Origin of the sequence: Stutzerimonas sp. S1 (assembly GCF_025966695.1) — a bacterium.
In the GTDB taxonomy this organism is placed as follows: domain Bacteria; phylum Pseudomonadota; class Gammaproteobacteria; order Pseudomonadales; family Pseudomonadaceae; genus Stutzerimonas.
The window spans coordinates 803,404-828,796 of sequence record NZ_JAOEIY010000001.1 but is presented as its reverse complement, the minus strand read 5'-3'; the positions used below and the strand labels follow the sequence as shown (position 1 = coordinate 828,796).

General features: G+C 68.1%; 29 protein-coding genes and 1 riboswitch. Of the genes, 12 read left to right on the top strand and 17 right to left on the bottom strand.

Annotation, left to right across the window (positions count from 1 at the left end):
* Positions 1-93: 93 nt before the first annotated feature.
* A complete protein-coding gene (locus tag N8H22_RS03815; protein ID WP_264589277.1) occupies positions 94-1,047 on the bottom strand; it encodes a TAXI family TRAP transporter solute-binding subunit in 954 nt (317 codons plus the stop codon).
* A 407-nt stretch (positions 1,048-1,454) separates the two neighbouring features.
* On the opposite strand from N8H22_RS03815, the gene N8H22_RS03810 reads away from it, so the two are divergent.
* The gene (locus N8H22_RS03810; RefSeq protein WP_264589276.1) at positions 1,455-1,697 is read left to right on the top strand and encodes a hypothetical protein; all 243 of its coding nucleotides are present in this window, start codon (positions 1,455-1,457) and stop codon (positions 1,695-1,697) included.
* 275 nt (positions 1,698-1,972) lie between these two features.
* Here N8H22_RS03810 and phnP read toward each other — a convergent pair whose 3' ends face one another.
* From phnP to phnC, 13 genes are all read right to left on the bottom strand, one after another.
* Positions 1,973-2,722: a phosphonate metabolism protein PhnP gene (gene phnP, locus N8H22_RS03805; protein WP_264589275.1), complete on the bottom strand. Its 750-nt coding sequence runs from the start codon at positions 2,720-2,722 to the stop codon at positions 1,973-1,975.
* Complete coding sequence (gene phnN / locus N8H22_RS03800; protein WP_264589274.1) at positions 2,713-3,267, bottom strand: phosphonate metabolism protein/1,5-bisphosphokinase (PRPP-forming) PhnN; 555 nt, start codon at positions 3,265-3,267, stop codon at positions 2,713-2,715. Before phnN ends, phnP begins: the two co-directional genes overlap by 10 nt.
* A 98-nt stretch (positions 3,268-3,365) precedes the next feature.
* A complete protein-coding gene (locus N8H22_RS03795) occupies positions 3,366-4,511 on the bottom strand; it encodes an alpha-D-ribose 1-methylphosphonate 5-triphosphate diphosphatase (protein ID WP_264589273.1) in 1,146 nt (381 codons plus the stop codon).
* Entirely contained in the window at positions 4,501-5,205 is a 705-nt protein-coding gene (gene phnL, locus N8H22_RS03790; protein ID WP_264589272.1) for a phosphonate C-P lyase system protein PhnL, read from the bottom strand. The genes N8H22_RS03795 and phnL overlap by 11 nt, the downstream gene beginning before the upstream one ends.
* An 11-nt stretch (positions 5,206-5,216) precedes the next feature.
* Positions 5,217-6,029 (bottom strand): phosphonate C-P lyase system protein PhnK, encoded by an 813-nt coding sequence (phnK, locus tag N8H22_RS03785; protein WP_264589271.1) that lies wholly within the window; start codon positions 6,027-6,029, stop codon positions 5,217-5,219.
* Positions 6,026-6,895 (bottom strand): alpha-D-ribose 1-methylphosphonate 5-phosphate C-P-lyase PhnJ, encoded by an 870-nt coding sequence (locus N8H22_RS03780; protein ID WP_264589270.1) that lies wholly within the window; start codon positions 6,893-6,895, stop codon positions 6,026-6,028. Before N8H22_RS03780 ends, phnK begins: the two co-directional genes overlap by 4 nt.
* The gene (locus tag N8H22_RS03775) at positions 6,892-8,001 is read right to left on the bottom strand and encodes a carbon-phosphorus lyase complex subunit PhnI (protein WP_264589269.1); all 1,110 of its coding nucleotides are present in this window, start codon (positions 7,999-8,001) and stop codon (positions 6,892-6,894) included. The genes N8H22_RS03780 and N8H22_RS03775 overlap by 4 nt, the downstream gene beginning before the upstream one ends.
* The gene (phnH, locus tag N8H22_RS03770) at positions 8,001-8,609 is read right to left on the bottom strand and encodes a phosphonate C-P lyase system protein PhnH (protein ID WP_264589268.1); all 609 of its coding nucleotides are present in this window, start codon (positions 8,607-8,609) and stop codon (positions 8,001-8,003) included. Before phnH ends, N8H22_RS03775 begins: the two co-directional genes overlap by 1 nt.
* Positions 8,609-9,055, bottom strand: a complete 447-nt coding sequence (phnG, locus tag N8H22_RS03765; protein ID WP_264589267.1) for a phosphonate C-P lyase system protein PhnG — start codon at positions 9,053-9,055, stop codon at positions 8,609-8,611. The genes phnH and phnG overlap by 1 nt, the downstream gene beginning before the upstream one ends.
* An 11-nt stretch (positions 9,056-9,066) precedes the next feature.
* Positions 9,067-9,774, bottom strand: a complete 708-nt coding sequence (gene phnF, locus N8H22_RS03760; RefSeq protein ID WP_264589266.1) for a phosphonate metabolism transcriptional regulator PhnF — start codon at positions 9,772-9,774, stop codon at positions 9,067-9,069.
* A gap of 34 nt (positions 9,775-9,808) precedes the next feature.
* A complete protein-coding gene (phnE, locus tag N8H22_RS03755) occupies positions 9,809-10,603 on the bottom strand; it encodes a phosphonate ABC transporter, permease protein PhnE (protein ID WP_264589265.1) in 795 nt (264 codons plus the stop codon).
* A 63-nt stretch (positions 10,604-10,666) separates the two neighbouring features.
* Positions 10,667-11,671, bottom strand: coding sequence for a phosphonate ABC transporter substrate-binding protein (gene phnD / locus N8H22_RS03750; protein WP_264589264.1), 1,005 nt, complete (start codon positions 11,669-11,671; stop codon positions 10,667-10,669).
* Between the two features lie 48 nt (positions 11,672-11,719).
* Positions 11,720-12,550, bottom strand: coding sequence for a phosphonate ABC transporter ATP-binding protein (gene phnC / locus N8H22_RS03745; RefSeq protein ID WP_264589263.1), 831 nt, complete (start codon positions 12,548-12,550; stop codon positions 11,720-11,722).
* Positions 12,551-12,800: 250 nt separating this feature from the next.
* Between phnC and N8H22_RS03740 the strand changes: the two genes are divergently transcribed.
* The 11 genes from N8H22_RS03740 to N8H22_RS03690 all read left to right on the top strand — a co-directional run bounded on the left by N8H22_RS03740 (position 12,801) and on the right by N8H22_RS03690 (position 22,950).
* A complete protein-coding gene (locus N8H22_RS03740; RefSeq protein ID WP_264589262.1) occupies positions 12,801-13,565 on the top strand; it encodes an SDR family oxidoreductase in 765 nt (254 codons plus the stop codon).
* Between the two features lie 173 nt (positions 13,566-13,738).
* Positions 13,739-15,406, top strand: coding sequence for a malonate decarboxylase subunit alpha (gene mdcA / locus N8H22_RS03735; protein ID WP_102839027.1), 1,668 nt, complete (start codon positions 13,739-13,741; stop codon positions 15,404-15,406).
* Positions 15,406-16,278, top strand: coding sequence for a triphosphoribosyl-dephospho-CoA synthase (locus N8H22_RS03730; RefSeq protein ID WP_264589261.1), 873 nt, complete (start codon positions 15,406-15,408; stop codon positions 16,276-16,278). Before mdcA ends, N8H22_RS03730 begins: the two co-directional genes overlap by 1 nt.
* A gap of 2 nt (positions 16,279-16,280) precedes the next feature.
* Positions 16,281-16,580: a malonate decarboxylase subunit delta gene (locus tag N8H22_RS03725; protein WP_003281886.1), complete on the top strand. Its 300-nt coding sequence runs from the start codon at positions 16,281-16,283 to the stop codon at positions 16,578-16,580.
* A complete protein-coding gene (locus tag N8H22_RS03720) occupies positions 16,573-17,439 on the top strand; it encodes a biotin-independent malonate decarboxylase subunit beta (RefSeq protein ID WP_264589260.1) in 867 nt (288 codons plus the stop codon). The genes N8H22_RS03725 and N8H22_RS03720 overlap by 8 nt, the downstream gene beginning before the upstream one ends.
* The gene (gene mdcE / locus N8H22_RS03715; protein ID WP_264589259.1) at positions 17,436-18,221 is read left to right on the top strand and encodes a biotin-independent malonate decarboxylase subunit gamma; all 786 of its coding nucleotides are present in this window, start codon (positions 17,436-17,438) and stop codon (positions 18,219-18,221) included. Before N8H22_RS03720 ends, mdcE begins: the two co-directional genes overlap by 4 nt.
* Positions 18,222-18,295: 74 nt before the next feature.
* Complete coding sequence (locus N8H22_RS03710; protein WP_264589258.1) at positions 18,296-18,919, top strand: malonate decarboxylase holo-ACP synthase; 624 nt, start codon at positions 18,296-18,298, stop codon at positions 18,917-18,919.
* Complete coding sequence (mdcH, locus tag N8H22_RS03705) at positions 18,916-19,842, top strand: malonate decarboxylase subunit epsilon (protein ID WP_264589257.1); 927 nt, start codon at positions 18,916-18,918, stop codon at positions 19,840-19,842. Before N8H22_RS03710 ends, mdcH begins: the two co-directional genes overlap by 4 nt.
* Before the next feature lie 120 nt (positions 19,843-19,962).
* A complete protein-coding gene (gene madL / locus N8H22_RS03700) occupies positions 19,963-20,376 on the top strand; it encodes a malonate transporter subunit MadL (protein WP_023444066.1) in 414 nt (137 codons plus the stop codon).
* Positions 20,377-20,381: 5 nt separating this feature from the next.
* Positions 20,382-21,146, top strand: coding sequence for a malonate transporter subunit MadM (gene madM / locus N8H22_RS03695; protein WP_264589256.1), 765 nt, complete (start codon positions 20,382-20,384; stop codon positions 21,144-21,146).
* A 297-nt stretch (positions 21,147-21,443) separates the two neighbouring features.
* Positions 21,444-21,531: riboswitch (glycine riboswitch) on the top strand.
* A 159-nt stretch (positions 21,532-21,690) separates the two neighbouring features.
* On the top strand, positions 21,691-22,950 hold the full coding sequence (locus N8H22_RS03690) for a D-amino acid dehydrogenase (RefSeq protein WP_264589255.1): 1,260 nt from the start codon (positions 21,691-21,693) through the stop codon (positions 22,948-22,950).
* Positions 22,951-23,076: 126 nt separating this feature from the next.
* Here the strand turns inward: N8H22_RS03690 and N8H22_RS03685 are convergent, their stop codons facing one another.
* From N8H22_RS03685 to N8H22_RS03675, 3 genes are read right to left on the bottom strand one after another with little or no spacing between them, the layout of a single operon-like run.
* Positions 23,077-23,994, bottom strand: a complete 918-nt coding sequence (locus tag N8H22_RS03685) for a LysR substrate-binding domain-containing protein (protein WP_264589254.1) — start codon at positions 23,992-23,994, stop codon at positions 23,077-23,079.
* 58 nt (positions 23,995-24,052) lie between these two features.
* The gene (locus N8H22_RS03680) at positions 24,053-24,694 is read right to left on the bottom strand and encodes a DUF1109 domain-containing protein (protein WP_264589253.1); all 642 of its coding nucleotides are present in this window, start codon (positions 24,692-24,694) and stop codon (positions 24,053-24,055) included.
* Positions 24,691-25,260, bottom strand: a complete 570-nt coding sequence (locus tag N8H22_RS03675) for a sigma-70 family RNA polymerase sigma factor (protein ID WP_264589252.1) — start codon at positions 25,258-25,260, stop codon at positions 24,691-24,693. Before N8H22_RS03675 ends, N8H22_RS03680 begins: the two co-directional genes overlap by 4 nt.
* Positions 25,261-25,393 lie beyond the last annotated feature (133 nt).

Here is a 25,393-nt window from a genome sequence, read left to right as displayed (position 1 = left end):
CTTGCCAACGAGGCAACGCAGGCAAGCCTGCTGCTACAAGGAGCGGGCTGGAGCAGGCGCTAGGGCCTGCTCAGCCCGTCGTTCAGCGCTGGGTTACTTGAGAACCCCGGCTTCCTTGTAGAAGCGCTCGGCACCCGGGTGCAGCGGAATCGGCAGGTTCTTGGTGGCGTTTTCCAGCTTGATGTCCTTGGCGGCGGAGTGGGCGTTGCCCAGGGACGACAGGTTGTCGAACATCAGTTTGGTCATCTGGTAGGCCACTTCATCGGAGACCTTCTCGTGGCTGACCAGGATGTTGGTGATGGCCACGGTCGGCACGTCAGCATCCTGACCGTCGTAGGTGCCGGCCGGGATCACGCCCGCCAGGTAGGCGTCGCTCTCGATCTTCTCGACCACTTCGGCCGGGATCTCGACGAAGGTCACCGGCATGGTGCTGGCCAGGTCGCGGATGGCGGCCATGCCCAGGCCCGAGGACTGCAGGGTGGCGTCCAGCTGGCGGTTCTTGATCAGCTCGACCGACTCGGCGTAGGGCAGGAACTCGACGCGGCCCATGTCCTCGTAGCTCAGGCCGGCGGCCTTGAAGATCGCGCGGGCGTTCAGCTCGGTGCCGGACTTCGGCGCGCCGACGGAGATGCGCTTGCCCTTGAGGTCTTCCAGGGTCTTGATGCCGGACTCTTCGCTGGCAACGATCTGGATGTAGTTGTTGTAGGTCCCGGCGATGGCGCGCAGGCACTTGAGCGGAGCCTTGAAGCCGGCGTCCTCGACACCGTTCCAGGCGTCGGCTACCGAGTCACCCAGGGAGAACGCCAGTTCGCCACGGCCGGCCTGGAGCAGGTTGAGGTTTTCCACCGAAGCCTTGGTGGCCTGCACGGAAGTCTTGGCGCCGTCGATCTTGTTGTACTGCTGCGACAGGGCCACGCCGATCGGGTAGTACACACCGCTGGTACCGCCGGTGAGGATGTTGATGAAGGTCGGCGCAGCGACGGCCGCGGTGCTGGCAGTGAAGGCCGCAGCGGCAGCGAGCAGGCCCAGGCGTTTGGTCAGTCTCATGGTGGATCTCCGTTTCGTTTTTATTGGTTGGCGCAGCATGTTGACGATAGACGATGCCGCGTTCGGGGAACGCGCCAGACGCACAAGCAGAGGGGGCGATGACACCGGGAGAAGGTCCCGGAAGGTGGAATCGCTGGCAGCTCTTCTTGTCGTTGGAATCGCATCGAGCAGAAAGCCATTAGCAGAAGCCGTGCCAGTCGATGAAAACGCGCTGCAGCGGGCTTCCGTGTGTTGCTTGTGGCAGCAATAGGCAAAAATCCGCTTATCGTTAACGCTCGATCGGCAGGAGTTCGCTCACGGCGCAGCGAACCTTGGCCGGCAGGTCATAGGGGATGTACTCGCCGGACGGCGCTTGCCAAGGGCGGCCGAAGGGTTAGAGTGGCGCCATCGTTCCGCCGTAGCCCGCCATGCGCACTTTCCTGCTCGCCCTCAGTCTGTTCCTGCCCGTTGCCGCCAGCGCGGTGCCGGCGCCCTATTACCAATGGCAGAGCAAGCTCGACGGCACCATCATCTGCCGCCAGACCTCGCCGGGCGAAGGCTGGGAGCGGCTCAACGAACGCGCGTTCCGCGACCTCAACTGCAGCATGCCGGCCGCGCGGGTCGAACGGCCGAGCAGCGTGCCGGGCTTTCGCCCGCAGCCGGGGCGCTAGCCGGCGCCGGATCCAGGCCCAGCCGCCGAAAAACTGCAACGTCGCTCCATGTGTTGCGTGGCTCTCGAGGTTTTTTCCGCGGTGAGTGGGGGCCGGGTGGATAAGCTTCGCGTTATCCACCCTACGATCGCCATCGCCATCGCCATCGCCATCGCCATCGCCATCGCCATCGCCATCGTCAACGTAGGGTGGAAAACCGCGCAGCGTTTTCCACGCGTTGCCATAGGCCTGCTCGGTATTTCGCCGCTCCCCGCCGGTGGTGGTGGCAAGCTGCGTTACAGCGTCATCCCATCCCGCGCCAGACACACGTTTTCCGGCAGTTCTCGTGGCGCCTGCATGAACCAGGCATCCAGCTCGTGGCCGATATGGGTCAGCACGGCCTGCGCCGGCTGCAGCTCCTCGATGCTCTGCAGCGCGCGGGTGAGGTCGTTGTGGTTGCGCGGTGGCGTATCGCGCGGCGGCGTCGAGCAATCGAGTACCAGTACGTCCAGCGCGGTGTCCTGCAGCAGCTCGCGGGTACTGTCCGGCAGGCCGACGGTATCGGTGAGGTAGGCGATGCAGCGATCGTGGCCTTCCAGCAGATAGCCGAGGGTGGGTTTCGAATGTACCAGCGGCAGTGCGGTGACGCGCAGCGTGCCGAGCATGCGCTGCTCGAAGGCGGCGAACGGCGTGCTGAAATCGAGGATGCCCGGGTGCTTGTAGAGATCGGCGAAGCCATCGGGATCGTCCGGGCCGTGCACCGGAATGCGCAGCCCGGTGCCCCAGCGCAGGTGCAGCAGGCCCTGCGCGTGATCGGCGTGGTAGTGCGTCTGCAGGATGCCGCTGAGGCTGCCGGGAGCGAAGCGCTCGCAGAGGTCGGTCAGGCCGCTGTCGAGCAGCCAACTTTGTCCGCCACATTCGATCAGCGCGCTGCACGGGCCGCGGCGATACGCCGGCTCGCTCTGCGCACGGGCGCAGGCCGGGCAGCCGCAGTTGTACACCGGCAGCTGCGCGGCATCGCCGGTACCGAGCAGGGTCAGCCGCATTGGCGGTGCTCGTCGAGCAGCTGCAGCAGGCGCTCGACGCTGCGCTCCAGCGAGGCGGAGTTGTCCAGGCGGATGTAGTCATCCAGTTCGCCGGTGAACAGCGCATTGCGTGCCAGCCGTGCCTCGATCTGCTCCGGGGTTTCCCGGCCGCGGTTCAGCAGGCGCTCGCGCAGCACGTCCTGCTCGACGGTCAGCAGCACCGCCAGCAGGTTCGGATAGCGCTGTCGCGCCGCGGGCAGATAGCCGCGCGAACCGTTGACCAGCACGTCCTCGCCGGCGGCCAGCCAGGCGTCGATCTCGGCGCGGATGCCGTAGGCCAGCCCGTTGGCGCGCCAGGCGAGGGCGAAGGTCTGTTCGGCTTCCAGGCGTTCGAACTCCTCGGCGCTCACCGAATGCGCCGCTTCGCCGACCGCCTCGGCCGAACGGGTGATGACTCGCTGGGCGATGCGCACGCCACGCTGGGCGAGCGCTGCGCGTGCGGCGTCGAGCAGACTGTCCTTGCCGGCACCGGAGGGGCCGATCAGGTAGATCAAGCGGCCTTGCATGGGGTTACTCCCGATCATCGAAGCCAGCGCAGTGGCAGGCAGTATAGAGTCAGCCACGCTACCCGCTGGCTCCTTGTCAGCTTTGCCGGAATGCGCCATCAGAACACCCGCCGGCCCTGGCGCCAGACCTGGCCGATCACCGGCTGGCCCTTGTGCACCTGCGCCTGCACCAGGTCGGCGCGCAGCCCGACGGCGATCTCGCCGCGATCATCCAGCCCGGCCGCGCGGGCCGGCGCCAGGCTGATGGTGGCGATGGCACGCGGCAGGTCGTAGCCGTTGTCCTGCTCGGCCAGGCCCAGCGCGGCCTGCAGCAGGCTGGCCGGGTAGTAGTCGCTGGAGAGGATGTCCAGCACGCCGCGCTGCGCCAGATCGGCGGCGGCGATGTTGCCCGAGTGCGAGCCGCCACGGACGATGTTCGGCGCGCCCATCAGCACCTTCAGCCCGCGCGCATGGCTGGCCTCGGCGGCCTCGAAAGTGGTCGGGAATTCGGCGATGGCCATGCCGTAGCCGGCCGATTCCTCGACGTGATCGAGCGTCGCGTCGTCATGGCTGGCCAGCGCCAGCTCGCGGCCCTGGCAGATGTCGACGATGGCGGCGCGCTGCTGGTCGCTGTGCCGCGCCGAGTTGGCCAGCTGCTCGGTCACGAAGGCATCCATCTCCGCCGGGCTCAGGTGGTACTTGCCCATGTAGTACTCGCGGTACTTCTCCATGCGCGCGAACTGGCGCTGGCCCGGCGCGTGGTCCATCACCGAGACCAGCTGCACCAGCGGCTGCTCGACCAGCTCGCGGAACAGCTCCAGGCACTGCGGGTGGCTGACTTCGCAGCGCAGGTGCAGGCGGTGTTCGGCGCGGGTCTGCCCGGCCGCCTCGGCCGCGGCGATGGCCTCGAGCATCACCCCGAGCTGCTGCATGCGCTTGCCCTTGGGATTGATGTCGCCGATCGACAGCGCATCGAACACCGTGGTGATGCCGGCGGAGACGATCTGCGCGTCATGGGTCAGCACCGCCGAGGCGGACGGCCAGTCCACGCCCGGCCGCGGGCTCATGTGCTTTTCCAGGTTGTCGGTGTGCAGCTCCACCAGCCCCGGCAGCAGCAGGTCGCCGCCCAGGTCCTGGGCCTGTGGCAGGCTGCTGGCGCCTGCGCTGATGTCGGCGATCAGGCCATCGCGGATCAGCAGGCTGCCGTGGATCACCTGATCGGCCAGCACCAGTCGGGCGTTGCTGAGTATCTGTTCAGCTGGCATGGGCCAGGTCCTCCTGCGTCATGTCCAGGTAACGGTCGGCGACTGCCTCGCGGATCGCGCGGTCGTGGAAGATGCCGATCAGCGCGCTGCCGGCCGCCTTGGCTTCGTCGATCAGTTCCAGCACCACGGCGGCGTTGGCTTCGTCCAGCGAGGCGGTGGGTTCGTCGAGCAGCATCACCGGCCAGCTCACCATGAAGCCGCGCGCCAGGTTGACGCGCTGCTGCTCACCGCCGGAAAAGGTGCCGGGGGCCAGCTGCCAGAGCCGTTCGGGAATGTTCAGCCGGGTCAGCAGCGCCTTGGCCCGCGCCTCGGCATCGACACGCGTCCAGCCGCGCGCCAGCGCCGGTTCCATCACCACCTCCAGCGCCGGCACCCGCGGAATCACCCGCAGGAACTGGCTGACGTAACCCAGCGTCTGCCGGCGCACGGCGAGCACCTGGCGCGGCTCGGCGCCGACCAGCTCCAGCCAGTCACCGGCATGGCGGATACGGATGCTGCCGCCGGCGGGCAGGTAGTTGCCGTACAGCGTGCGCAGCAGGGTCGACTTGCCGGCGCCGGACTGGCCGTGCAGCACCAGGCATTCGCTGGCGGCGACGGTGAAGTTCAGCCCGCGCAGCACCTGCAGGCTGACGCCGTGCTGCTGGTGCAGGGTGAAGGTCTTGGCGAGGTCGCGGACCTCGATCAGGTTCGTCATGACGGATTCCTTCATGGCTGCAGCACCGAGGACACCAAGAGCTGCGTATAGGGATGCTGCGGGTCGTCGAGGATCTGGTCGGTCAGGCCGGACTCCACCACTCGCGAGCGGCGCATCACCATTAGTCGGTCGGCCAACAGGCGCGCCACGGCGAGGTCGTGGGTCACGATCACCACCGCCAGATCCAGCTCGCGCACCAGCCCGCGCAGGAGGTCGAGCAGGCGTGCCTGCACCGACACGTCGAGGCCGCCGGTGGGTTCGTCCATGAACACCAGCTTTGGACTGGAGACCAGATTGCGGGCGATCTGCAGGCGTTGCTGCATGCCGCCGGAGAAGGTCCGCGGCAGGTCGTCGATGCGCGCCGGGTCGATCTCTACCTGTTTGAGCCAATCGAGCCCGGCGGCGCGCAGCTGGCCGTAATGCCTGACGCCCTGGGCCATCAGCCGCTCGCCGATGTTGGCGCCGGCGGAAACGCCCATGCGCAGGCCGTCGCGCGGGTTCTGCTCGACGAAGCCCCACTCGGTGCGCAGCAGCGTGCGCCGCTCGGCCTCGCTGGCGGCGTAGAGGTCGAGCCAGTCGCCGGCACCATCGCGGTACTGCACGCTGCCGCGATCCGGCGGGCAGCGGCCGCAGAGCAGCGAGAGCAGGGTGGACTTGCCCGAGCCGGACTCGCCGACGATGCCCAGCACCTCGCCGGGGTAAAGGTCGAAGGAGACGCCCTGGCAGCCCTTTTCCGGGCCGTACAGGCGGGTCAGGTCGCGTACCGCGAACAGCGGCTCGGTGCCGATGCTCGGGGCGGGCAGCAGTTGTTCGGCGGCGCTCATGGGCGGCTCTCCTGTTGCTGGACGCGCTGCGCGCAATAGTCGGTATCCGAGCAGACGAACTGCTTGCTGCCGGCGTCGTCGACGATCAGTTCGTCGAGGTAGGAATCGCCGCTGCCGCAGATGGCGCAGTACTGTTCCCACTGCTGGATCTGGAACGGGTGATCCTCGAAATCCAGGCTGACCACGCGGGTGTACGGCGGCACGGCGTAGAGGCGCTTCTCGCGGCCGGCGCCGAACAGCATCAGTGCCGGGCTGCGGTCCAGCTTGGGGTTGTCGAATTTGGGAATCGGCGACGGGTCCATCACGTAGCGCCCGTCCACCGTCACCGGGTAGGCGTAGCTGGTGGCGATGTGGCCGAAGGTGGCGATGTCCTCGTAGAGCTTCACGTGCATCACGCCGTAGTCGCCCAGCGCGTGCATGGTGCGCGTCTCGGTTTCCGACGGCTCGATGAAGCGCAGCGGCTCGGGAATCGGCACCTGATAGACCATGATCTGCCCGGCGGCGAGCGGGGTTTCCGGGATGCGGTGGCGGGTCTGGATCACCGTCGCTTCTGGGGTGCGTTCGGTGGTGGCGACCCCGGCAGTGCGGGCGAAGAAGCGGCGGATCGACACCGCGTTGGTGGTGTCGTCGGCGCCCTGGTCGATCACCTTGAGCACGTCGTCGGCGCCGAGAATCGCCGCGGTCAGCTGCATGCCGCCGGTGCCCCAGCCATAGGGCAGCGGCATCTCGCGGCCGCCGAAGGGCACCTGATAGCCGGGAATGGCGACCGCCTTGAGCAGCGCGCGGCGGATCATGCGCTTGGTCTGCTCGTCGAGGTAGGCGAAGTTGTAGCCCGCCTCGCTGGCGGGAATGGCGTGGGCATTCATGCGCGTTTCTCCTTTGCCGGCGTCTCGGCGGCTACCTCGGCCGGTTCGGCCTGCGGCTGGCGCAGCTTGCGGATCAGCTCCAGCTCGGACTGGAAGTCGACGTAGTGCGGCAACTTCAGGTGCGAGACGAAGCCGGCGGCCTCGACGTTGTCGCAGTGCATCAGGACGAACTCCTCCTGCTGCGCCGGGCCCTGCACTTCCTCGCCGTACTCGCCGGCACGCAGCGCGCGGTCGACCAGCGCCATGCCCATCGCCTTGCGCTCCGCGTAGCCGAAGGCCAGGCCGTAGCCGCGGGTGAACTGCGCCTGTGCGGCGCTCTCGCCGACGAACTGGTTGACCATCTCGCACTCGGTCAGCTCGATCTCGCCGAGGCAGATCGGGAAGCCCAGCTCCTGTGGCTCGATCCACACCTCGGCGGTGCCGATGCGAATCTCGCCGGCGAACGGGTGGTTGCGGCCGTAGCCGCGCTGGGTCGAATAGCCCAGCGCCAGGAGAAAGCCCTCGTCGCCACGGGCCAGCGCCTGAAGGCGCTCGGCGCGGCTGCAGGGCAGCTCCAGCGGTTCGCGGGTGAGGTCCGGCACCGGCTCGCCGCGGTCGATTTCCGGGGTCATCAGGCCTTCCTCGCCGAGCAGGCCGAGTACCCGCGGGCAGTGGTTCAGCGTGGCGCTTTCGTCCACCGGCGGGCCGGGGCGTTCGCCTTCGGCGAGCAGGGCGAAATCGAGCAGGCGGTGGGTGTAGTCGAAGGTCGGGCCGAGCAGCTGGCCGCCGGGCACGTCCTTGAAGGTCGCCGAGATGCGCCGGCTGAGCTGCATGGCGCCGGTGTCCAGCGGCAGGCTTTCGGCGAAGCGCGGCAGCGTGGTGCGGTAGGCGCGCAGGAGGAAGATCGCCTCGACCAGATCGCCGGCAGCCTGCTTGATCGCCAGCGCGGCGAGTTCCTCGTCATACAGCGAGCCTTCGCTCATCACCCGCGCCACGGCGAGCGGGAGCTGCTGGCGGATCTGCTCGACGCCGAGTTCGGCGATGCCGGTGTCACCGCGGCGCTTCATCGCCAGCAGCGCGTGGGCGTTGTCGATCGCCTGTTCGCCACCCTTGACCGCGACGTACATCAGGCCACCTCCTTGAGCGAATCGCCGATGCGGGTGCTGCGCGGCAGGCCGAGCACTTCGCCGTCGGCGCAGAACAGCGCATCCAGCCCGCGCGGGAAGTCGTTGCGTGCGGCGCGCTGCTGCCAGAAGGCCGGTTTCAGCGGCAGGCCGACCAGGCGGCTGCCGTCGATGCCCGGGCCCTGCCAGCTCAGCGCCGGGCCGCGGTCGAGGCGGTCGAGCTGGATCAGCAGCGTGCAGGACTGGTCCGGGTAGCGTTCGCTGCCGGCGTAGAAGCCGGAGAGGTCGTCCAGCGCAGCGGCATCAAGCAGGGCGAACATCGCCTCCTCGCGTGCGTCGACGATCGGACAGCCACAGTGGAAGGCCAGGTTGGCGCGAATCGCCGGGGTGTCGAAGGCCGGCGCCAGCCACAGCGGCGTGTCGTTATCCAGCAGGCTCAGGCACAGCGCATAGCCGGCGGCCTGCAGCGGCTCGATGGCGGCGACGCTGACCAGCGGCTGGTGCGTGCCCGGTTCGGACAACGCCTTGAGCGCGGCGCGAAAGCACTTCTGCGCGTCCAGCACCGGGTCGGCGAAGGCGGCTTGCAACAGGTCGGATGGGGCGCGATTCATCAGTCTTCTCCTCGCAGCAGCGTGAAGAACTCCACGCGGGTAGTGGCGGTTTCGGCTGCCTTTTGCGCGGCGCGTCGGGCCTGCGCGGCGGCCAGCGGTTCGATCAGCTCGGCGAGCCAGCGGCTTTGTTGCGGGCCTTGCAGATGGGCATCGGCGAGGGCGGCGAGCTCGGCCTGGCGCTTGTCACGGCCGGCGCGGTAGCTGTAGCCGGTGCTGCCGTCGGCCAGGCGCACCACGCAGCGGGTGACGCTCATCTCGCCGAGGTTGAACGGCGCGCCGGTGCCGCCCATGCGGCCGCGCACCAGGGTCATGCCGATTTCCGCGGGACGGATCAACTGGTAGGCGCAGTCGCGCAGGGCGCTCTCGAAAGGCGCCAGGTCGGCGGCGCTGGCGCGGGCCAGCACGGCCATCCAGCGCTGGCGTGGGGATTGTTCGCGGGTGTGCATGGGGTTCTCCATCAGGTGGCGACCTGGTACTGGAAGCGGTCGGAACGGCTGGCCGAGAGGGCGATCTCCACCGGTCGCCCGGCGGCATCGCAGGACAGGGTGAATACCGACAGCAGCGGCATGCGCAGGGGCATCAGCAGCTGTGCGGCCTCGTCGCGATCGGCCAGGCGTGCGCCGATCAGGCTGAAACGGCGCGTCAGCGGCAGGCCGCGTTCGCCGAGGTAGCGGCGCAGCGAGCCGCCCTGATAGTCGGCGAGGCGTTCGGCGTGGCTGGCGCAGTAGCGGTGGCGGATCAGGCTGACCGGCTCGCCGTCGAGCAGGCGCAGGGTGCTCAGCTCGATCAGCGCGGCGCCTTCGGCCAGTTGCAGGTGGCGTGCTTCCTCGGCGCTGGCGCTGAGCTGGCGACGCGCGAGCAGCCGCGCTTCGGTGCGCACGCCGAGGGCGGCCAATGCATCGCTGTAGGCACTGTCGGCCTGCAGCGGGTAGACCAGCGGGCGTCGCAGCACCTGGGTGCCCTTGCCCTGGCGGCGCAGCAGGCGGCCTTCCTGTACCAGCTCGTCGACGGCGCGGCGCAGGGTGTGGCGGTTGACCGCGAAGCGGCGCGCCAGCTGAATCTCGCCGGGGAGGAAGTCGCCGATTCGGTAGTGGCGCAACTCGCCGCGCAGCACCTGGGCCAGTTCGAGGTAGAGCGGTTCGCTGGGTTGTCTAGACAACTGCATGGTTTTTTCGAAGGCCGCGCAGGCCCTCACTCCGTCAGATGAAGAGCTTGCGCAGGCGCTGGGAGAGCAGGTCGATCAGGCTCACCACGGCGATGATGATCAGCAGCAGGGCGGCGGTCTGGCCGAACTGGAAACCGCGGATGGCTTCCCAGAGGATCACGCCGATGCCGCCGGCGCCGACCATGCCGACCACCGTGGCCGAGCGCACGTTGGATTCGAAGCGATACAGCGAGTAGGAAATCCACAGCGGCAGCACCTGCGGAATCACCCCGAAGATGACTTCCTGCAATGCGCTGGCGCCGGTGGCACGCACGCCTTCCACCGGGCCCGGCTCGATGGCTTCCACCGCCTCGGCGAACAGCTTGGCGAGCACGCCGGTGGTGCTGATCCACAGCGCCAGCACGCCGGCGAAGGGGCCGAGGCCGACGGCGACGACGAAGAGCATGGCGAAGACCATTTCGTTGATCGAGCGGCAGGCGTCCATCAGCCGGCGCACCGGCTGGTAGACCCACCAGGGCACGATGTTCTCGGAGCTGAGGATGCCCAGCGGGATGGCGCAGACGATCGCCAGCAGGGTGCCCCAGAGGGCGATGTGCACCGTGGTGACCATCTCCCTGAGGTACAGCTGCCAGTTGCTGAAGTCCGGCGGGAAGAAGTCGGCGGCGAAGGTGGCCATGTTGGCGCTGTCGCGGATCAGCAGCAGCGGATTCATCTCCGCGCCCTGCCAGGACCAGGCCAGTACGGCCAGGCACAGGCCCCAGCCGAGCAGGCGCAACCAGCTGCGCTTGTCGTTGCCCGCCAGCGGCGGTGTGGTAGTCAGAGTGCTCATGTCGTTCTCTCGCGGCATGGACGACGCGGGCGTGGCGCCGCAGCACCACGCCCGGCGGCGGGATCAGCTGGCCTTGACGGCGGCGTTCTTCTGCTCGCGCTCGGCCATGCGCTGCTCCAGCTTGGCCAGCTCCTGGTCGATGCCTTGCAGCTGTGCCTGGCGGTCGCTGTCGGAGAGCTTGCTGTCGGCGGCGACTTCGCTGCGCTTCTTGAACAGCTCCAGCTGGCGGATCGGCAACAGCTGGTCGTTGTCGGAGGCGCGGAACGGTGCCCACTGCAGGCCGGCGAGGATTTCCTTCTCGGCCGGCTGGGCGCCGTAGCTCATGAAGAACTCGCGCAGCCTGTTCTTCTGCTCGTCGCTCAGGTTCTTGCGCCACACCAGCGGGTCGGCCGGGATCAGCGGGGAGGTCCAGACGATCTTCAGTTGCGCGGCCTTGTCCGGCGCGGTGATCTCAAGACGCTCCATGCCTTCGCTGTTGAAGGTGCCGACATCGACCTGCTTGTTCGCCACCGACAGCGCGTTCACTTCATGGCTGCCGTTGAGGCTGCGCTTGAAGGCCAGGCTGGCGTCGACCTTGTTCTTGGCGAAAACGTAATAGCCGGGCACCAGGTAGCCGGAGGTGGAGTTCGGGTCACCGTTGGCAAAGGTCAGGCTCTTGGCGTTCTTCAGCACGTCCTCGACCGAGTTCAGGGCGCTGTCCTTGTGCACGATCAGGTGGCTGTAGTAGCCCGGGCTGCCGTTGGCGGCGACGGTCTGGGCGAAGACTTCACCGCCGGCGCGGTCCACCGCTTCCATCGCCGACTTGTTGCCGTACCAGGCCAGGTCGACCTTGTCGAAGCGCATGCCCTGGATCACCCCGGCGTAATCGGGGGCGAAGAAGGCTTTCACCTCGTAGCCGGTCTGCTTGCTCATATCGGCGAGGAAGGGGTCCCAGACGCTGCGCAGGTTCTGCGAGGACTCGGTGGAGATGATGCCGAAGGTGATGGTCTCGGCGGCCTGCGCGGTGCCGAACATCGCACCGGCAAGCAGTGTGGAGGCGGCGAGGGCGCGGCTGAAGCGTTTCAACATGGAGGTCACTCCTGAGGTGTGGCGTTGGTTGTCGGGTTGACCTGCGGCTCAGCCGTTGACCAGCTGCAGCTGCCGCGGCTCGGCGCTGCGGGCGCGGTCGGAGAACAGCAGGCTGGCGTCCAGATCGGCGCCGTAGAGATCGTTGAGCAGGTGGTCGCTGAGTGCCGCCGAGGGGCCGTCGTAATGGATGCGGCCGCCCTTGAGCGCCACGGCGCGGGAGCAGTAGCGCAGGGCGTAGTCGACCTGATGCAGGGTCACCACCACGGTCTTGCCGTCCTGGCGGTTGATGTCGGCGAGGATTTCCATGACCTTGCGCGCCGACTCCGGGTCGAGCGAGGCGATGGGTTCGTCGGCGAGGATCACCTCGGCCTGCTGGGTCAGCGCACGGGCGATCGCCACCCGCTGCTGCTGGCCGCCGGAGAGCGTCGAGGCGCGCTGCGCGGCGCGTTCGCCAAGGCCGACGCGCTCCAGTGCGGCCATGGCCTGACGCTTCTGCTCGTCGCTGAACATGCCCAGCGAACCGCGCCAGCGCGGCATGCGGCCGAGAAAGCCGAGCAGCACGTTGTCCAGTACGCTGAGCCGGGTGACCAGGTTGAACTGCTGGAAGATGTAGCCGATGTCGGCACGCAGGCGGCGCACCTCGCCATGCAGCTGGCCGGTGGCCTGCACCTCGCGGCCGAGCACCTCGATGCGTCCACCCGCGGTGCGGTCGCAGCAGGCCAGCCCGGCCAGATGGCGCAACAGGGTGGACTTGCCGGAACCGGAAGCACCGATCAGCGCCACCATTTCACCCGGCTGCACCGCCAGGCCCAGGTCGAACAGCGCCTGCTTGCCGGCGAAGGTCTTGTTCAGTCGCTCGACTCGAATAGCCGCATTCATGTCTTGCCCTCTCGTTTGCGCGGCCGGGGAGGTCGGCCAACTTGTCTAGACGAGAAGGTAGTCAGGCTCTGTTGCAGTCCCGCTAAGCGTCCGTGAACCTGCGATGACCATTCGGTGAAGCTTCGACGGTGAGCGCGGCGGCCAGTCGGCGCACGCAAGGCTTTGCCTTCGCGGCGCGCGCCCCTAAGCTGGTCAGCGAGCTGCCGCGTCGCCTACACGACGGTCGGGCCTGTCAGAAAAGAGGAAGAGCATGAAACAGAAGATCGTATTCATCACCGGCGCCACCTCCGGCTTCGGCCGCGCCACTGCCCGCCGCTTCGCCGAGGCCGGCTGGGCGCTGGTCCTCACCGGGCGGCGCAGCGAGCGCCTGGAAGCGCTGCAGAGCGAGCTGTCGGCGAAGGTGCCGGTGCACATCGCCACCCTCGACGTGCGCCATGCCGGCGCGGTGAAGGAGGTGGTCGAGCAGCTGCCCGCCGAGTTCCGCCAGATCGATTGCCTGGTCAACAACGCCGGCCTGGCGCTGGCGCCGCAGCCGGCGCAGCAGGTCGACCTGCAGGACTGGCACACCATGATCGACACCAACATCACCGGCCTGGTCAACGTCACCCACGCGCTGCTGCCGACGCTGATCGCCACCGGCAAGGGCGCCAGCATCGTCAACATCGGCTCGGTGGCCGGCCACTGGCCGTATCCGGGCGGCCACGTCTACGGTGCGACCAAGGCCTTCGTCGAGCAGTTCGGCTACAACCTGCGCTGCGACCTGCTCGGCACCGGCGTGCGCGTCACCGACATCGCCCCGGGCATGGCCGAAACCGAATTCACCCTGGTTCGCACCAAGGGCGATCAGGCCGCCAGCGACAAGCTCTATCGCGGCACCACGCCGCTGACCGCCGAAGACATCGCCGAGCAGATCTTCTACGTCGCCACGCTGCCGGATCACATCAATATCAACCGTCTGGAAGTGATGCCGACGCGCCAGGCCTGGTCGCCGTTCAACATCGATCGCGACAAGTAATCGGCTCCAGGAGGCGTGGCGTGCAACGCGCCGCGCCTCCTGCATGCCTTGCAAACCGGCCGTTCAGACGTATCGTTAACCCAAGCGTAACGATTGCATCCGCTGCTTGATTGATGACCCTTCGGTCACGTCCCTACTGTGCGCTCCACAAGCGGAAAAACTGTGGAGTCGCCATGACAACAACAATCTCCCCACCGCCGCAGTGGTCGCGTCGTCGCGCTGAAAAAGCCCGTCGTCTCGATCAGGTGCGCAGCCTCGCCGATGGCGTGGTGCTGCCCAGCGAGCGGATCGTCGAGGCCCTGGAACTGCTGATCGCCCCTGGGGACCGGGTGGTGCTCGAGGGCAACAACCAGAAGCAGGCGGACTTTCTCTCCCGCTCCCTGGCCAAGGCCGACCCCGGCAAGCTGCATGACCTGCACATGATCATGCCGAGCGTCAGCCGCGCCGAGCACCTGGATCTGTTCGAGCGGCAGATCGCGCGCAAGCTCGACTTCTCCTTCGCCGGCCCGCAGAGCCTGCGCATCAGCCAGCTGCTCGAAGACGGCCTGCTGGAAGTCGGCGCCATCCACACCTACATCGAACTCTACTCGCGCCTCTTGGTGGACCTGATCCCCAACGTCGCGCTGGTGGCCGGCTTCCAGGCCGACCGCCACGGCAACATCTACACCGGCCCCAGCACCGAAGACACCCCGGCGCTGGTCGAGCCGACCGCCTTCAGCGACGGCATCGTCATCGTCCAGGTCAACGAGATCGTCGACGAACTGCCGCGGGTGGACATCCCGGCGAGCTGGGTCGATTTCGTCGTGGTGGCGGACAAGCCCTTCTACATCGAGCCGCTGTTCACCCGCGACCCGCGCCACATCAAGCCGGTGCACGTGCTGATGGCGATGATGGCGATCCGCGGCATCTACGAAAAACACAACGTGCAGTCGCTCAACCACGGCATCGGTTTCAACACCGCGGCCATCGAGCTGATCCTGCCGACCTACGGCGAATCCCTCGGCCTGAAAGGCAAGATCTGCCGCAACTGGACGCTCAACCCGCACCCGACGCTGATCCCGGCGATCGAGACCGGCTGGGTCGAGAGCGTGCACTGCTTCGGCACCGAGCTGGGCATGGAGAACTACATCGCCCAGCGCCCGGACGTGTTCTTCACCGGCCGCGACGGCTCGATGCGCTCCAATCGCATGATGTGCCAGCTGGCCGGGCAGTACGCCGTGGACCTGTTCATCGGCGCCACCCTGCAGGTCGATGGCGACGGCCATTCCTCTACCGTCACCCGCGGCCGCCTGGCCGGCTTCGGCGGCGCGCCGAACATGGGCCACGACCCGCGCGGCCGTCGTCACCCGACCCCGGCCTGGCTGGACATGGCCATGCCCGGCGGCGAAGCCCCGGTGACCATGCTCGAGCGCGGCAAGAAGCTCGTGGTGCAGATGGTCGAGACCTTCCAGGAAGGCGGCAAACCCACCTTCGTCGAGCAGCTCGATGCGGTGGAGGTGGCGAAGAAGAGCGGCATGCCGCTGGCGCCGATCATGATCTACGGCGATGACGTCACCCATCTGCTCACCGAGGAAGGCATCGCCTACCTGTACAAGGCCCGCTCGCTGGAGGAACGCCAGGCGATGATCGCCGCGGTGGCCGGCGTCACCAGCATCGGCTTGCGGCACAACCCGAAGGACACCGAGCGCATGCGCCGCGAAGGGCTGATCGCCCTGCCGGAAGACCTCGGCATCCGCCGCAACGACGCCACCCGCGAGCTGCTCGCCGCTAAGAGCATCGCCGAGCTGGTGGAGTGGTCCGGCGGCCTCTACAACCCGCCTGCCAAGTTCAGGAGCTGGTGATGAGCGCACTCATTGCACGACAGGCGCCGTCCGCGGCCGAGCGCCTGGCCGATCTGGCGGTGCAGGCGCTGGTCGACGAGGCCGACCTGTCGCCCAAGCCGGGGCTGGTCGACCGGCGCGGCAGTGGCGCGCACAGCGATCTGCACTTGGGGCTGATGCACGCCTCGGCGCAGTCGCTGTGGCCGGCGTTCGCCGCCATGGCCGATGCCGCGCGGAGCGAAGGTCGGGTCAGCCAGGCGCTGCGTGAAACCCTCGGCCAGCTGGGCCGCGACGGCGAAGCGGAGATGCTGCGCGTCACCGCCGGGGTCAACACCCATCGCGGCGCGATCTGGGCGCTGGGGCTGCTCAGCGCGGCGGCCATGCTGGAAAGCGGCGCTTCGGCCGGCGGGATCGCCGCCAGCGCGGCCGCCCTGGCACGGCTGGACGACCCGACCGCGCCGCGCAACCCGGACAGCCACGGCGCGCGGGTCTGCCGTCGCTACGGCGTGCTCGGCGCCCGCGAGCAGGCGCAATACGGCTTTCCCGCGGTCATCGAGCACGGCTTGCCGCAACTCCTGGCCAGTCGCCGCGCCGGCGCCGGCGAGCAGAACGCCAGGCTCGATGCACTGCTGGCGATCATGAGCAGCCTGACCGACACCTGCGTGCTGCATCGCGCCGGTCTGGAAGGGCTGACCCGCATGCAGGCCGGTGCCCGCGCCGTGCTCGAAGCCGGTGGTGCCGCCAGCCTCGCCGGTCGTCGCCAGCTGCGCCTGCTCGATCGCGACATGCTCGCCCTCAACGCCTCGCCGGGGGGCGCCGCCGACCTCCTGGCCGCCACCCTTTTCCTCGACCGTCTGGCGCCGCATGCGCCGGCGCCGACTGGGAGCAACTGAACGTGGAAACTCTGTCTTTCGAATTCGCCGCCGGGCAACCCGCCCGCGGCAAGGCCCTGGTCGGCGTGGTCGGCTCGGGCGATCTGGAGGTGCTGCTGGAACCCGGCCAGGCCGGCAAGCTGGCGATCCAGGTAGTCACCTCGGTCAATGGCGCCGAGCAGCGCTGGAAGAGCCTGTTCGAGCGGATGTTCCGCGAGCAGACGCCACCGGCATTGAACATCGATATTCACGATTTTGGGGCCACACCCGGCGTAGTGCGTCTGCGCCTGGAGCAGGGACTGGAGGAGGTCGGCCATGACTGATGTGTCCGCTAACACCGTGGCCCGTTTACTCGAGTCGCGCAGCTTCGTCGAACTCGGTGCCCGCCAGCGTGCCCGCGCACTGCTGGACGAAGGCAGCTTCCGCGAACTGCTCGATCCGTTCGATCGCGTCACCTCGCCGTGGCTGCCCAAGCAGGGCATCGTCACCCAGGCCGACGACGGCGTGGTGGTCGCCAAGGGCACCATTGACGGCCAGCCAGCGGTGATCGCCGCCATCGAAGGCGCCTTTCAGGGCGGCAGCATGGGCGAAGTCGGCGGCGCGAAGATCGCCGGCGCGCTGGAACTGGCTGCCGAAGACAACCGCAACGGCATCCCGACCCGCGCCGTGCTCCTGCTGGAAACCGGTGGCGTACGTCTGCAGGAAGCCAACCTGGGCCTGGCTGCCATCGCCGAGATCCAGGCGGCCATCGTCGAGTTGCGCGACTACCAGCCGGTGATCGGCGTGGTCGCCGGTTCCGTCGGCTGCTTCGGTGGCATGTCCATCGCCGCCGGGCTGTGCAGCTACCTGGTCGTCACCCGCGAAGCCCGCGTCGGCCTCAATGGCCCGCAGGTGATCGAGCAGGAAGCCGGGCTCGACGAGTACGACTCGCGCGACCGCCCGTTCATCTGGAGCCTGACCGGTGGCGAGCAACGCTACGCCTCGGATCTGGTGGACGCCTACGTCGCCGACGACACCGACGCCATCCGCGCGCAACTGCACGAACTGTTCGCCCTCGGCAAGCCGCCGCAGCTGCGCAGCCGCCGCCACGCCTGGTACCTCCAGCGCCTGGCCGACGTCGACACCCGCACGCAGCTCGATGCCGCCGCCGTGCGTGCCCTCTACGAAGGAGATGCCCAATGAGCCGTGGACTGAACTGGTTGCAAGCCCTGGCCGGCGGCCAGGCACTGGCGGGCTATCCGGCCTCGGTGAAGGTGGTCGACGGCACGCTCGGTGAGCGCGCCGCCCGCTATATCGCCGTGGTGCCGGACGCCGAGAATCCCTTCCCGCGCGCGCGCAATGGCGAGGTTGGTCTGCTCGAAGGCTGGGCCCTGGGCCAGGCGCTGGACGAGGTGATCGCCGCCGATCGCGACAAGGCGGACAAGCGTGTGGTGGTCGCCGTGGTCGACGTGCCGAGCCAGGCCTATGGCCGCCGCGAGGAGGCGCTGGGCATTCACCAGGCGCTAGCCGGTGCCGTGGACGGCTATGCCCGTGCGCGGCTGGCCGGGCACCCGGTGATCGCGCTGCTGGTGGGCAAGGCCATGTCCGGCGCCTTTCTCGCTCATGGCTATCAGGCCCAGCGGATCATCGCCCTGCGCGATCCGGGCGTGATGGTGCACGCCATGGGCAAGGCCGCCGCGGCGCGCATCACCCTGCGCAGCGTCGAGGAGCTGGAAGCGCTGGCCGAATCGGTGCCGCCCATGGCTTACGACATCGACAACTACGCGACCCTCGGCCTGCTCTGGGAAACCCTTTCGGTGGCGAACATCGAGCAGCCCGCGGCGGACGACCTGCAGCGTGTGCGCGACTGCCTGATCAAGGCCGTCGAGGACATTGGCAGCAGCACCGACCTGCGCGGCCGCCTCGGTGCGGCGAACCGCGCCGCGTCGTCCAGGGTGCGCGAGCTGTTGCGCGCGCAGTGGTAACGGCTGGCGGCCGTCGAAGCGGCCGCCGGCCCCGTCGGTAACCCGGCAACCAACAACAAGAGCAGGAGACTGCCATGTACCAGCCTGAACATCCGCGGCCCCACGACCTGCTCTGGGGCATGCGCCCCGAGCAGTTGCCCGCCGATGCCCCGGCCTGGGCGCTCGCGGTGCTCGCTGCCGGCCAGCCGGTGGTGGTGCGGCGTGCGGTCGTCGCGCCGGGACGGGTGGCGGTCGGCCTGCGTGGTGCCACACGCGATCAGCGTCTGGCCGCAACGCTGCCGCTCACGGCGATCAGCCGCCGGCTTGCGCCGGAGGATCTGCGCGGGCGCCAGGCTGGCGAGGACCTGCCGGTGTTCCGCGTGCTGGCCGAACTGCGGCCGCTGCTCGACGCCCTCGGCCATCGCTGGGGCGTCACCGGCTCGGCGGGCTTCCAGCTGGCCAGCGGACTGCCGGCGGCGCACGCGGACAGCGATCTCGATCTGCTGCTCAGAGCCGAGCGCCCACTGCCACGCAGCGAGGCACGGCCGCTGTTGCAGCTGCTGGACGGCCGTGCCTGCCGTGTCGACCTGCAACTGCAAACCCCGCTCGGCGGTGTGGCGCTCAGCGAATGGGCCGGCGGCGCGGCGCGGGTGCTGCTCAAGACCGCCGCCGGGCCGCGCCTGGTCAGCGATCCCTGGGTCGCGGAGCGTGCCGCATGAGCAGCCTGTTCGCCTTTCCCGGCCAGGGCGCGCAGAAGCCCGGCATGCTCCAGCGTCTGCCGCAGGAGCCTGAAGTGCACGAATGCCTGGCGCAGGCGAGTGCGGTGCTGGGCGAGGATGCGCTGCTGCTCGATTCGGCCGACGCGTTGCAATCGACCCGCGCCGTGCAGCTCTGCCTGCTGATCGCCGGGGTCGCCGGGGCGCGCCTGCTGATGCGTGGTGGTGTGCGGCCGGACTATGTTGCCGGGCTGTCCATCGGCGCCTATGCCGCGGCGGTGGTCGCCGAGTCGCTGGACTTCGCCGACGCCCTGCGCCTGGTCGCCCTTCGTGGCGAGCTGATGCAGCGGGCCTACCCCGAGGGCTACGGCATGACCGCGATCCTCGGCCTGTCGCTGGACACGGTCGAGTCGCTACTGGCCGAAGCCGAGGGGCCGGTGTACCTGGGCAACATCAACGCCGACAACCAGTACGTCATCGCCGGCAACGACGCCGCCATGGCCGCGGTCGCCGCGCGGGCCAAGGCCATGGGCGCCTCCTGCGCGCGGCGCCTGGCGATGAGCGTGCCGTCGCACTGCGCGCTGCTCGAGCAGCCGGCGCGGCAGCTGGCCGAGGCGTTCGCCACGGTTGAGCTGCGCGCGCCGCGCCTGCGTTATCTGAGCAGCAGCAGTGCGCGCCCCGTCGCCGATCCGGCGCGCCTGCGCGACGACCTGGCCTTCAACATGTGCCGCGTCGTCGACTGGCACGGCACCCTGCGCACCGCCTACGAACGTGGTGTGCGCCTGCAGATCGAACTGCCCCCGGGCCAGGTGCTCACCGGCCTGGCGCGGCGGGTTTTCGAACAGGGTACGCTGGCCGCCTTCGACGGCGCCCGGCTCGACACACTGGACGCCTTGCTGCGTCAGGAGGGCAGCCAGAGCCAATAGACCGCGTGCACATTCAGCGCGAGCAAGCCTTACTCGCGGCTGATCGATGGATAACAACAACGACCTCGACAACACGCGCCACGCCCTCTGCAGGCCGGCGCAACCAAAAGGACAAGAACAATGATCATCTTTGGTGTGGCCTTCCTGGCCTTGTGTACCCTCACCGGCATCTTCGTCGGCGAGCTGCTCGGCAAGCTGATCGGCGTACCGGCCAACGTCGGTGGCGTCGGCATCGCCATGGTGCTGCTCATCCTCGTCGGCAGTTATCTGAAGAACCGCGGCCTGTTCAAGCCGGAAACCGAACAGGGTGTGAAGTTCTGGAGCGCCGTCTACATCCCGATCGTGGTCGCCATGGCCGCGCAGCAGAATGTTTACGGCGCGCTGTCCGGCGGCCCGATGGCGATTCTCGCGGGCATCGCCGCGGTGGTCCTGGCCTTCGCCCTGGTCCCGGTGCTGGACCGCATCGGCCGAAAAAAGTCTGAGGCCGAGCCGGTTGCCACCGCCAAGCCCACCACCAGCAGCGCACGGGGGTAATGGCCATGTACGAATCGCTCATGAAAGTGGTCACCGGCTACGGCATGATCAGCGGCTTCGCCCTCATCGGCGCAACCATGTGGCTGTCCTACTGGCTGTCGGACAAGCTCACCAAGGGCCGTCTGCACGGCTCGGCAGTCGCCATCCTCATCGGCCTCTTGCTGTCCTACATCGGCGGCGTGGTGACCGGCGGGCAGAAAGGCCTGGTGGATATCGCGCTGTTCTCCGGCATCGGCCTGCTCGGGGGCGCCATGCTGCGTGACTTCGCCATCGTCGCCACCGGTTTCGGTGTCAGCGTGGAAGAGCTCAAGCGCGCCGGGATGGTGGGCGTGCTGGCGCTGTTCGTCGGCGTGTTCTCCTCGTTCATCGCCGGTGTCGCGGTGGCCATCGCCTTCGGCTACACCGATGCGGTCAGCCTGACCACCATCGGCACCGGTGCGGTGACCTACATCGTCGGCCCGGTCACCGGCGCGGCGATCGGCGCCAGCTCCGAGGTCATGGCGCTGTCGATCGCCGCCGGCCTGGTCAAGGCGATCCTGGTGATGGTGGCCACGCCCTTCGTCGCGCCGATGATCGGCCTGAACAACCCGCGCTCGGCGGTCATTTTCGGCGGCCTGATCGGCACCTCCAGCGGCGTCGCCGGCGGTCTGGCGGCTACCGATCCGAAGCTGGTGCCCTACGGCTGCCTGACCGCGGCGTTCTACACCGCGCTGGGCTGCCTGCTCGGGCCGTCGCTGCTGTTCTTCGTCATGCGCGGGCTGCTGGGCTGATCGCCCAAGGTGGAAAAGGCTCCGCCGTTTTCCACCCTACGAATGCGTGGGGTGGAAAACTCGCAAAGCGATTTTCCACGCGGAACCCGGAACGAGCCTGAGGCACCGCGTATCCTCTCCACCATCTCACCGCGTGGATGGCTGCGGCCATCCACCCTCCGGCGGCTACACGCCCTGGCAAAGGCCCGCCAGAGCGCCGCGTGGCCCCGGGCAAAAGTCGGGGGTTACAGCAACGTTTTTTTCTGGCAGGGTAACCCTCGATTCGCGACCGATTGCCGCAGGCATTTGGCGCGCATCGATGTGCTAGCGGGAGAGACTGCCGTATGGCAGCGCCGAAGGAGCAACCGCCCCGGAAACTCTCAGGCAAAAGGACCGCTAACACTGCTGACACTCTGAAGAGCCGCCCGGTTTTCGTCGCCGGGCGCACCGAAGGAGCAAGCGAGCCGTCATGCGCTCGTGAATCTCTCAGGTCCAGAACAGAGGGGGCGCCCGCCGCGCGTTGGGCGCACGGGCTATGACCCTCTGACGTTCTGGAGCGACAACAATGAAAACAATCGCAGTCATCGGTGGCGGCATCACCGGCGTTACCACCGCCTATGCCCTGGCCAAGCGCGGTTTCTCCGTTACCCTGCTGGAAAAGCACCGCTACGCGGCAATGGAAACCTCGTTCGCCAACGGCGGCCAGCTGTCGGCGTCCAATGCCGAGGTCTGGAACCACTGGTCGACCATCGTCAAGGGCCTCAAGTGGATGCTCAAGAGTGATGCGCCGCTCTTGGTCAATCCCAAGCCCAGCTGGCACAAACTGTCCTGGTTCGCCGAGTTCATCGGCTCGATTCCCAATTACCGGCAGAACACCATCGAAACCGCACGCCTGGCGATCGCCGCGCGCGAGCACCTGTTCGCCTGGGCCGAGGCCGAAGGCATCGACTTCGACCTGAAGAAGAAGGGCATCCTGCACATCTACCGCGACAAGGCTGGCTTCGAGCATGCCGCTGAGGTTTCACGCCTGCTTGCCGAAGGCGGCCTGCCGCGGCGCAGCGTGACGCCGGAGGAGATGCGCGCCATCGAGCCAACCCTGGCCGGCAGCTATTACGGTGGCTACTTCACCGAGTGCGACTCTACCGGCGACATCCACAAGTTCACCTATGGCCTGGCCATGGCGATCGAGCGGCTCGGCGTGCGCTGCCTGTATGGCGAGGACGTGCAGGCGGTGGCCACTGACGGCAAGCGCGCGACCGTGACGCTGGGTGGCGTTGGCGGCAGCGAGCGTCTGGATTTCGACGGCCTGGTGATCTGCGCCGGCACCGCCAGCCGCGCTCTGGCAGCGCAGCTGGGCGACCGGGTGAACATCTACCCGGTCAAGGGCTACTCGATCACGGTCAACCTGACCGACGAGCTCAGCCGCGCCTCGGCACCCATCGTCAGCCTGCTCGACGACGAAACCAAGCTGGTCAGCAGCCGCCTCGGCGATGATCGTTTCCGCGTCGCCGGCACCGCCGAGTTCAACGGTTACAACCGCGACATCCGCGCCGATCGCATCCGCCCGCTGGTGGAGTGGGTCAACCAGTGCTTCCCCGGCGTGAACACCCGCAGCGTGGTGCCCTGGGCCGGGCTGCGGCCGATGATGCCGAACATGATGCCCAAGGTGGGTCGCGGCAGCGCGCCGTGTGTGTTCTACAACACCGGCCACGGTCATCTGGGCTGGACGCTGAGCGCGATCACCGCGGACATGATCGGCGACGTGGTGGCGCAAAGCCTGGGCCGGCCGGCAGCGGTTGCGTCCGGGCAGACAGCCGTCGCCTAGTCATGCAGTCGTAGGGTGGAAGACGGCGAAGCCTCTTCCACCTTTGCGGCGCCGATCATCCCGATCCGACTGGCCATATGCCAACGCGTGGAAAACCGCTGCGCGGGTTTTCCACCCTACGTCGCTTCAGCTCGGGTGTTTCAGGCTGTACATCCGGCATTCGGCGAGCAGCGCCAGCAGGTTGGGGTCGCGCTCCTTGGCCTTGAGAAAGACCACGCCGATATGCTGCTGCAGGTGATAGCGCGCCTGCAGCGGAATCAGCCGCACGCGCGATTCGTAGACCATGCCCACGCGTCCCGGCAGCAGCGCGTAGCCGACGCCGGAATTGACCATGCTGAGCAGGGTGAAGATGTCGTTCACCTGCATCGCCACCTTCGGCTCGAAGCCCGCCAGTTCGAACACCCGCTTGCCGTCCTGATGCGTGGCGAAACCCTGGGTGAGGGTGATGAAAGTGGCGTCGCGCAGGTCGCTCAGATCCACCTCCGGCTGGTTGGCGAACGGTGAATCGATGGGCGTGGCGAGGAAGATGTCGTCGGAGAACAGCGGCACCTGCTCGCAATCCGGGTCGACCACGCTCTCGTTGAGCGACACCAGGATCGCGTCCAGCTCCATGTTCTTCAGCTTGTAGAGCAGGTCGACGTTGGAGCCGAGGATCAGGTCGATGTTGAGTTCGCTGCGGCGCAGCTTCAGGCCCATGATCAGCTGCGGCACGGTCTTGACCGTCAGCGAGTACAGCGCGCCGAGCTTGAAGCGCTCGGCCGAGAAACCGGCGGCCTCGCGGGTCTGGCGTACGGTTTCGAGCACGTCCTTGACCAGCTGCTGGGCGCGCTCCTCGAGCACGTAGGCGCTTTCCAGCGGAATCAGGTTGCGCCCCTCGTGCTTGAACAGCGGACAGCGCAGCGCGCTTTCCAGCGAGTGGATGGCGCGGTGCACGCTGACGTTGCTGGTGTTCAGCTCCACCGCCGCCTTGCCCAGATTGCCGCTGCGCATGAAGGCCAGAAACACTTCCAGCTTCTTCAGGGTCAGTTCTTCGTCGATCTGCATGGCCTTGGCTCCGCGGGCGGGTCGACGATTATGCCGGACGAGGGTGCACCGCGCCGCCTCACCAGCGCAGCAGGCGCGGCCCGAGCAGGGCGCCGAGCACGCCAGGCAGCCACATGCCGAGCAGGTACCAGAGCGCCCAGAACGGCACCGCCATCTCCGGGCAGTGCAGGCTGTAGGCGAGCGCGGCGACGCTGCCGGCGAGCAGACCGGCCGCGCCGCCGGCCAGGCGCGGGCGCGTCGGTGCCAGCCCGCGCAACGCCCAGAACGCGGCGATGAAGGCGGGGATCGACAGCAGCGTGATATTCGCCAGGCACTCGCGCCAGGTGTCGCCGAGCAGCAGCGGCATGCGCGCGTCGGCCGGGGCGGCAATCAGGATCGCCAGCGCGGCGACCCAGACGATCACCACCGGCGCCGCCAGCAGCGCCCAGCTGCGACCCACCCGCGTGCCGGGGCGCGCCAGGCGTGTGGTCAGCAGTAGCGCACCGGCGAGCAGGGTCGCCGGCAAGGCCAACTTGGCCCAGAACAGCGGCGTGGTGGCGATCACCGCCAGGTCGGCGCGAATGCCGTAAGCGGTCACGATCAGCAACAGCGCACCGGCCAGCCCACACAGCAGCGCTGTGGCGAAGCGCTTGGCAACGACGTGGCGGTCCACCGGCGCAACCTCGCTGGCAAGCAGGGCAATCAGGTCATCGGTTTTCATGCGCCACCTCGAATCTTCGCCGCCAGGGCCTTGAGCCCGCGATGGATGCCGATCTTGATCGCCGAGCTGGAAAGCCCGGTCAGACGTGCGGTTTCTTCCACCGAGCGGCCCTCCAGCTTGACGTGAACGATGGGTAGCCGCTGGCGTGGCGGCAGCTGCTGCAGCAGCTTGCCCAGGTCGCGGCGGGCCTCGGCGTGCTCATTGTCCTGGACGGCGAGCAGCTCGTCGGCCTCGTCCAGCCAGTCCGTCTGCGCGGCTTGGCGACCACGGGCGCGGTAGTGGTCGGCCAGCTTGTAGCGACAGATCGCCTGCACCCACACCGTCAGCGGCTGCTCCGCGCGATAGGTCTGCCGCGCATTGTGCACGGCCAGCAGCACCTCCTGCAGCACGTCTTCCAGCTCGCCCGACTGTTGCAGGCGGCGCCGCAGAAAACCGCGCAGATGGCCGCCGAGCTGGTCGAGAAATGCCCGATAGGCGCCCGCATCGCCATCGAGCCCGCGCAGCAGCAGCGCGCGGAGCTGGTTCTCGCGGGCCTGGAGTGTCTCCTGAGAGGTAGTTCGTTCCATCGGCTGCTCTGGTTACAGAAGGAACCATCGCGGGCGTGCCGCCCGTCGGGGATGGTCAGATAGGTGTAGTCGGAAAATCCCGAAATAAATTCTTCTGCGCTGTAACCGGGGTCGCTGGTGCCGCGAATTACCT

What these genes read in the sequence shown, in the direction of transcription:
- N8H22_RS03815 (WP_264589277.1), bottom strand. Translation starts at nt 1,047, where the DNA reads ATGAGACTGACCAAACGCCTGGGCCTGCTCGCTGCCGCTGCGGCCTTC.
- N8H22_RS03810 (WP_264589276.1), top strand. Translation starts at nt 1,455, where the DNA reads ATGCGCACTTTCCTGCTCGCCCTCAGTCTGTTCCTGCCCGTTGCCGCC.
- phnP (WP_264589275.1), bottom strand. Translation starts at nt 2,722, where the DNA reads ATGCGGCTGACCCTGCTCGGTACCGGCGATGCCGCGCAGCTGCCGGTG.
- phnN (WP_264589274.1), bottom strand. Translation starts at nt 3,267, where the DNA reads ATGCAAGGCCGCTTGATCTACCTGATCGGCCCCTCCGGTGCCGGCAAG.
- N8H22_RS03795 (WP_264589273.1), bottom strand. Translation starts at nt 4,511, where the DNA reads ATGCCAGCTGAACAGATACTCAGCAACGCCCGACTGGTGCTGGCCGAT.
- phnL (WP_264589272.1), bottom strand. Translation starts at nt 5,205, where the DNA reads ATGACGAACCTGATCGAGGTCCGCGACCTCGCCAAGACCTTCACCCTG.
- phnK (WP_264589271.1), bottom strand. Translation starts at nt 6,029, where the DNA reads ATGAGCGCCGCCGAACAACTGCTGCCCGCCCCGAGCATCGGCACCGAG.
- N8H22_RS03780 (WP_264589270.1), bottom strand. Translation starts at nt 6,895, where the DNA reads ATGAATGCCCACGCCATTCCCGCCAGCGAGGCGGGCTACAACTTCGCC.
- N8H22_RS03775 (WP_264589269.1), bottom strand. Translation starts at nt 8,001, where the DNA reads ATGTACGTCGCGGTCAAGGGTGGCGAACAGGCGATCGACAACGCCCAC.
- phnH (WP_264589268.1), bottom strand. Translation starts at nt 8,609, where the DNA reads ATGAATCGCGCCCCATCCGACCTGTTGCAAGCCGCCTTCGCCGACCCG.
- phnG (WP_264589267.1), bottom strand. Translation starts at nt 9,055, where the DNA reads ATGCACACCCGCGAACAATCCCCACGCCAGCGCTGGATGGCCGTGCTG.
- phnF (WP_264589266.1), bottom strand. Translation starts at nt 9,774, where the DNA reads ATGCAGTTGTCTAGACAACCCAGCGAACCGCTCTACCTCGAACTGGCC.
- phnE (WP_264589265.1), bottom strand. Translation starts at nt 10,603, where the DNA reads ATGAGCACTCTGACTACCACACCGCCGCTGGCGGGCAACGACAAGCGC.
- phnD (WP_264589264.1), bottom strand. Translation starts at nt 11,671, where the DNA reads ATGTTGAAACGCTTCAGCCGCGCCCTCGCCGCCTCCACACTGCTTGCC.
- phnC (WP_264589263.1), bottom strand. Translation starts at nt 12,550, where the DNA reads ATGAATGCGGCTATTCGAGTCGAGCGACTGAACAAGACCTTCGCCGGC.
- N8H22_RS03740 (WP_264589262.1), top strand. Translation starts at nt 12,801, where the DNA reads ATGAAACAGAAGATCGTATTCATCACCGGCGCCACCTCCGGCTTCGGC.
- mdcA (WP_102839027.1), top strand. Translation starts at nt 13,739, where the DNA reads ATGACAACAACAATCTCCCCACCGCCGCAGTGGTCGCGTCGTCGCGCT.
- N8H22_RS03730 (WP_264589261.1), top strand. Translation starts at nt 15,406, where the DNA reads ATGAGCGCACTCATTGCACGACAGGCGCCGTCCGCGGCCGAGCGCCTG.
- N8H22_RS03720 (WP_264589260.1), top strand. Translation starts at nt 16,573, where the DNA reads ATGACTGATGTGTCCGCTAACACCGTGGCCCGTTTACTCGAGTCGCGC.
- mdcE (WP_264589259.1), top strand. Translation starts at nt 17,436, where the DNA reads ATGAGCCGTGGACTGAACTGGTTGCAAGCCCTGGCCGGCGGCCAGGCA.
- N8H22_RS03710 (WP_264589258.1), top strand. Translation starts at nt 18,296, where the DNA reads ATGTACCAGCCTGAACATCCGCGGCCCCACGACCTGCTCTGGGGCATG.
- mdcH (WP_264589257.1), top strand. Translation starts at nt 18,916, where the DNA reads ATGAGCAGCCTGTTCGCCTTTCCCGGCCAGGGCGCGCAGAAGCCCGGC.
- madL (WP_023444066.1), top strand. Translation starts at nt 19,963, where the DNA reads ATGATCATCTTTGGTGTGGCCTTCCTGGCCTTGTGTACCCTCACCGGC.
- madM (WP_264589256.1), top strand. Translation starts at nt 20,382, where the DNA reads ATGTACGAATCGCTCATGAAAGTGGTCACCGGCTACGGCATGATCAGC.
- N8H22_RS03690 (WP_264589255.1), top strand. Translation starts at nt 21,691, where the DNA reads ATGAAAACAATCGCAGTCATCGGTGGCGGCATCACCGGCGTTACCACC.
- N8H22_RS03685 (WP_264589254.1), bottom strand. Translation starts at nt 23,994, where the DNA reads ATGCAGATCGACGAAGAACTGACCCTGAAGAAGCTGGAAGTGTTTCTG.
- N8H22_RS03680 (WP_264589253.1), bottom strand. Translation starts at nt 24,694, where the DNA reads ATGAAAACCGATGACCTGATTGCCCTGCTTGCCAGCGAGGTTGCGCCG.
- N8H22_RS03675 (WP_264589252.1), bottom strand. Translation starts at nt 25,260, where the DNA reads ATGGAACGAACTACCTCTCAGGAGACACTCCAGGCCCGCGAGAACCAG.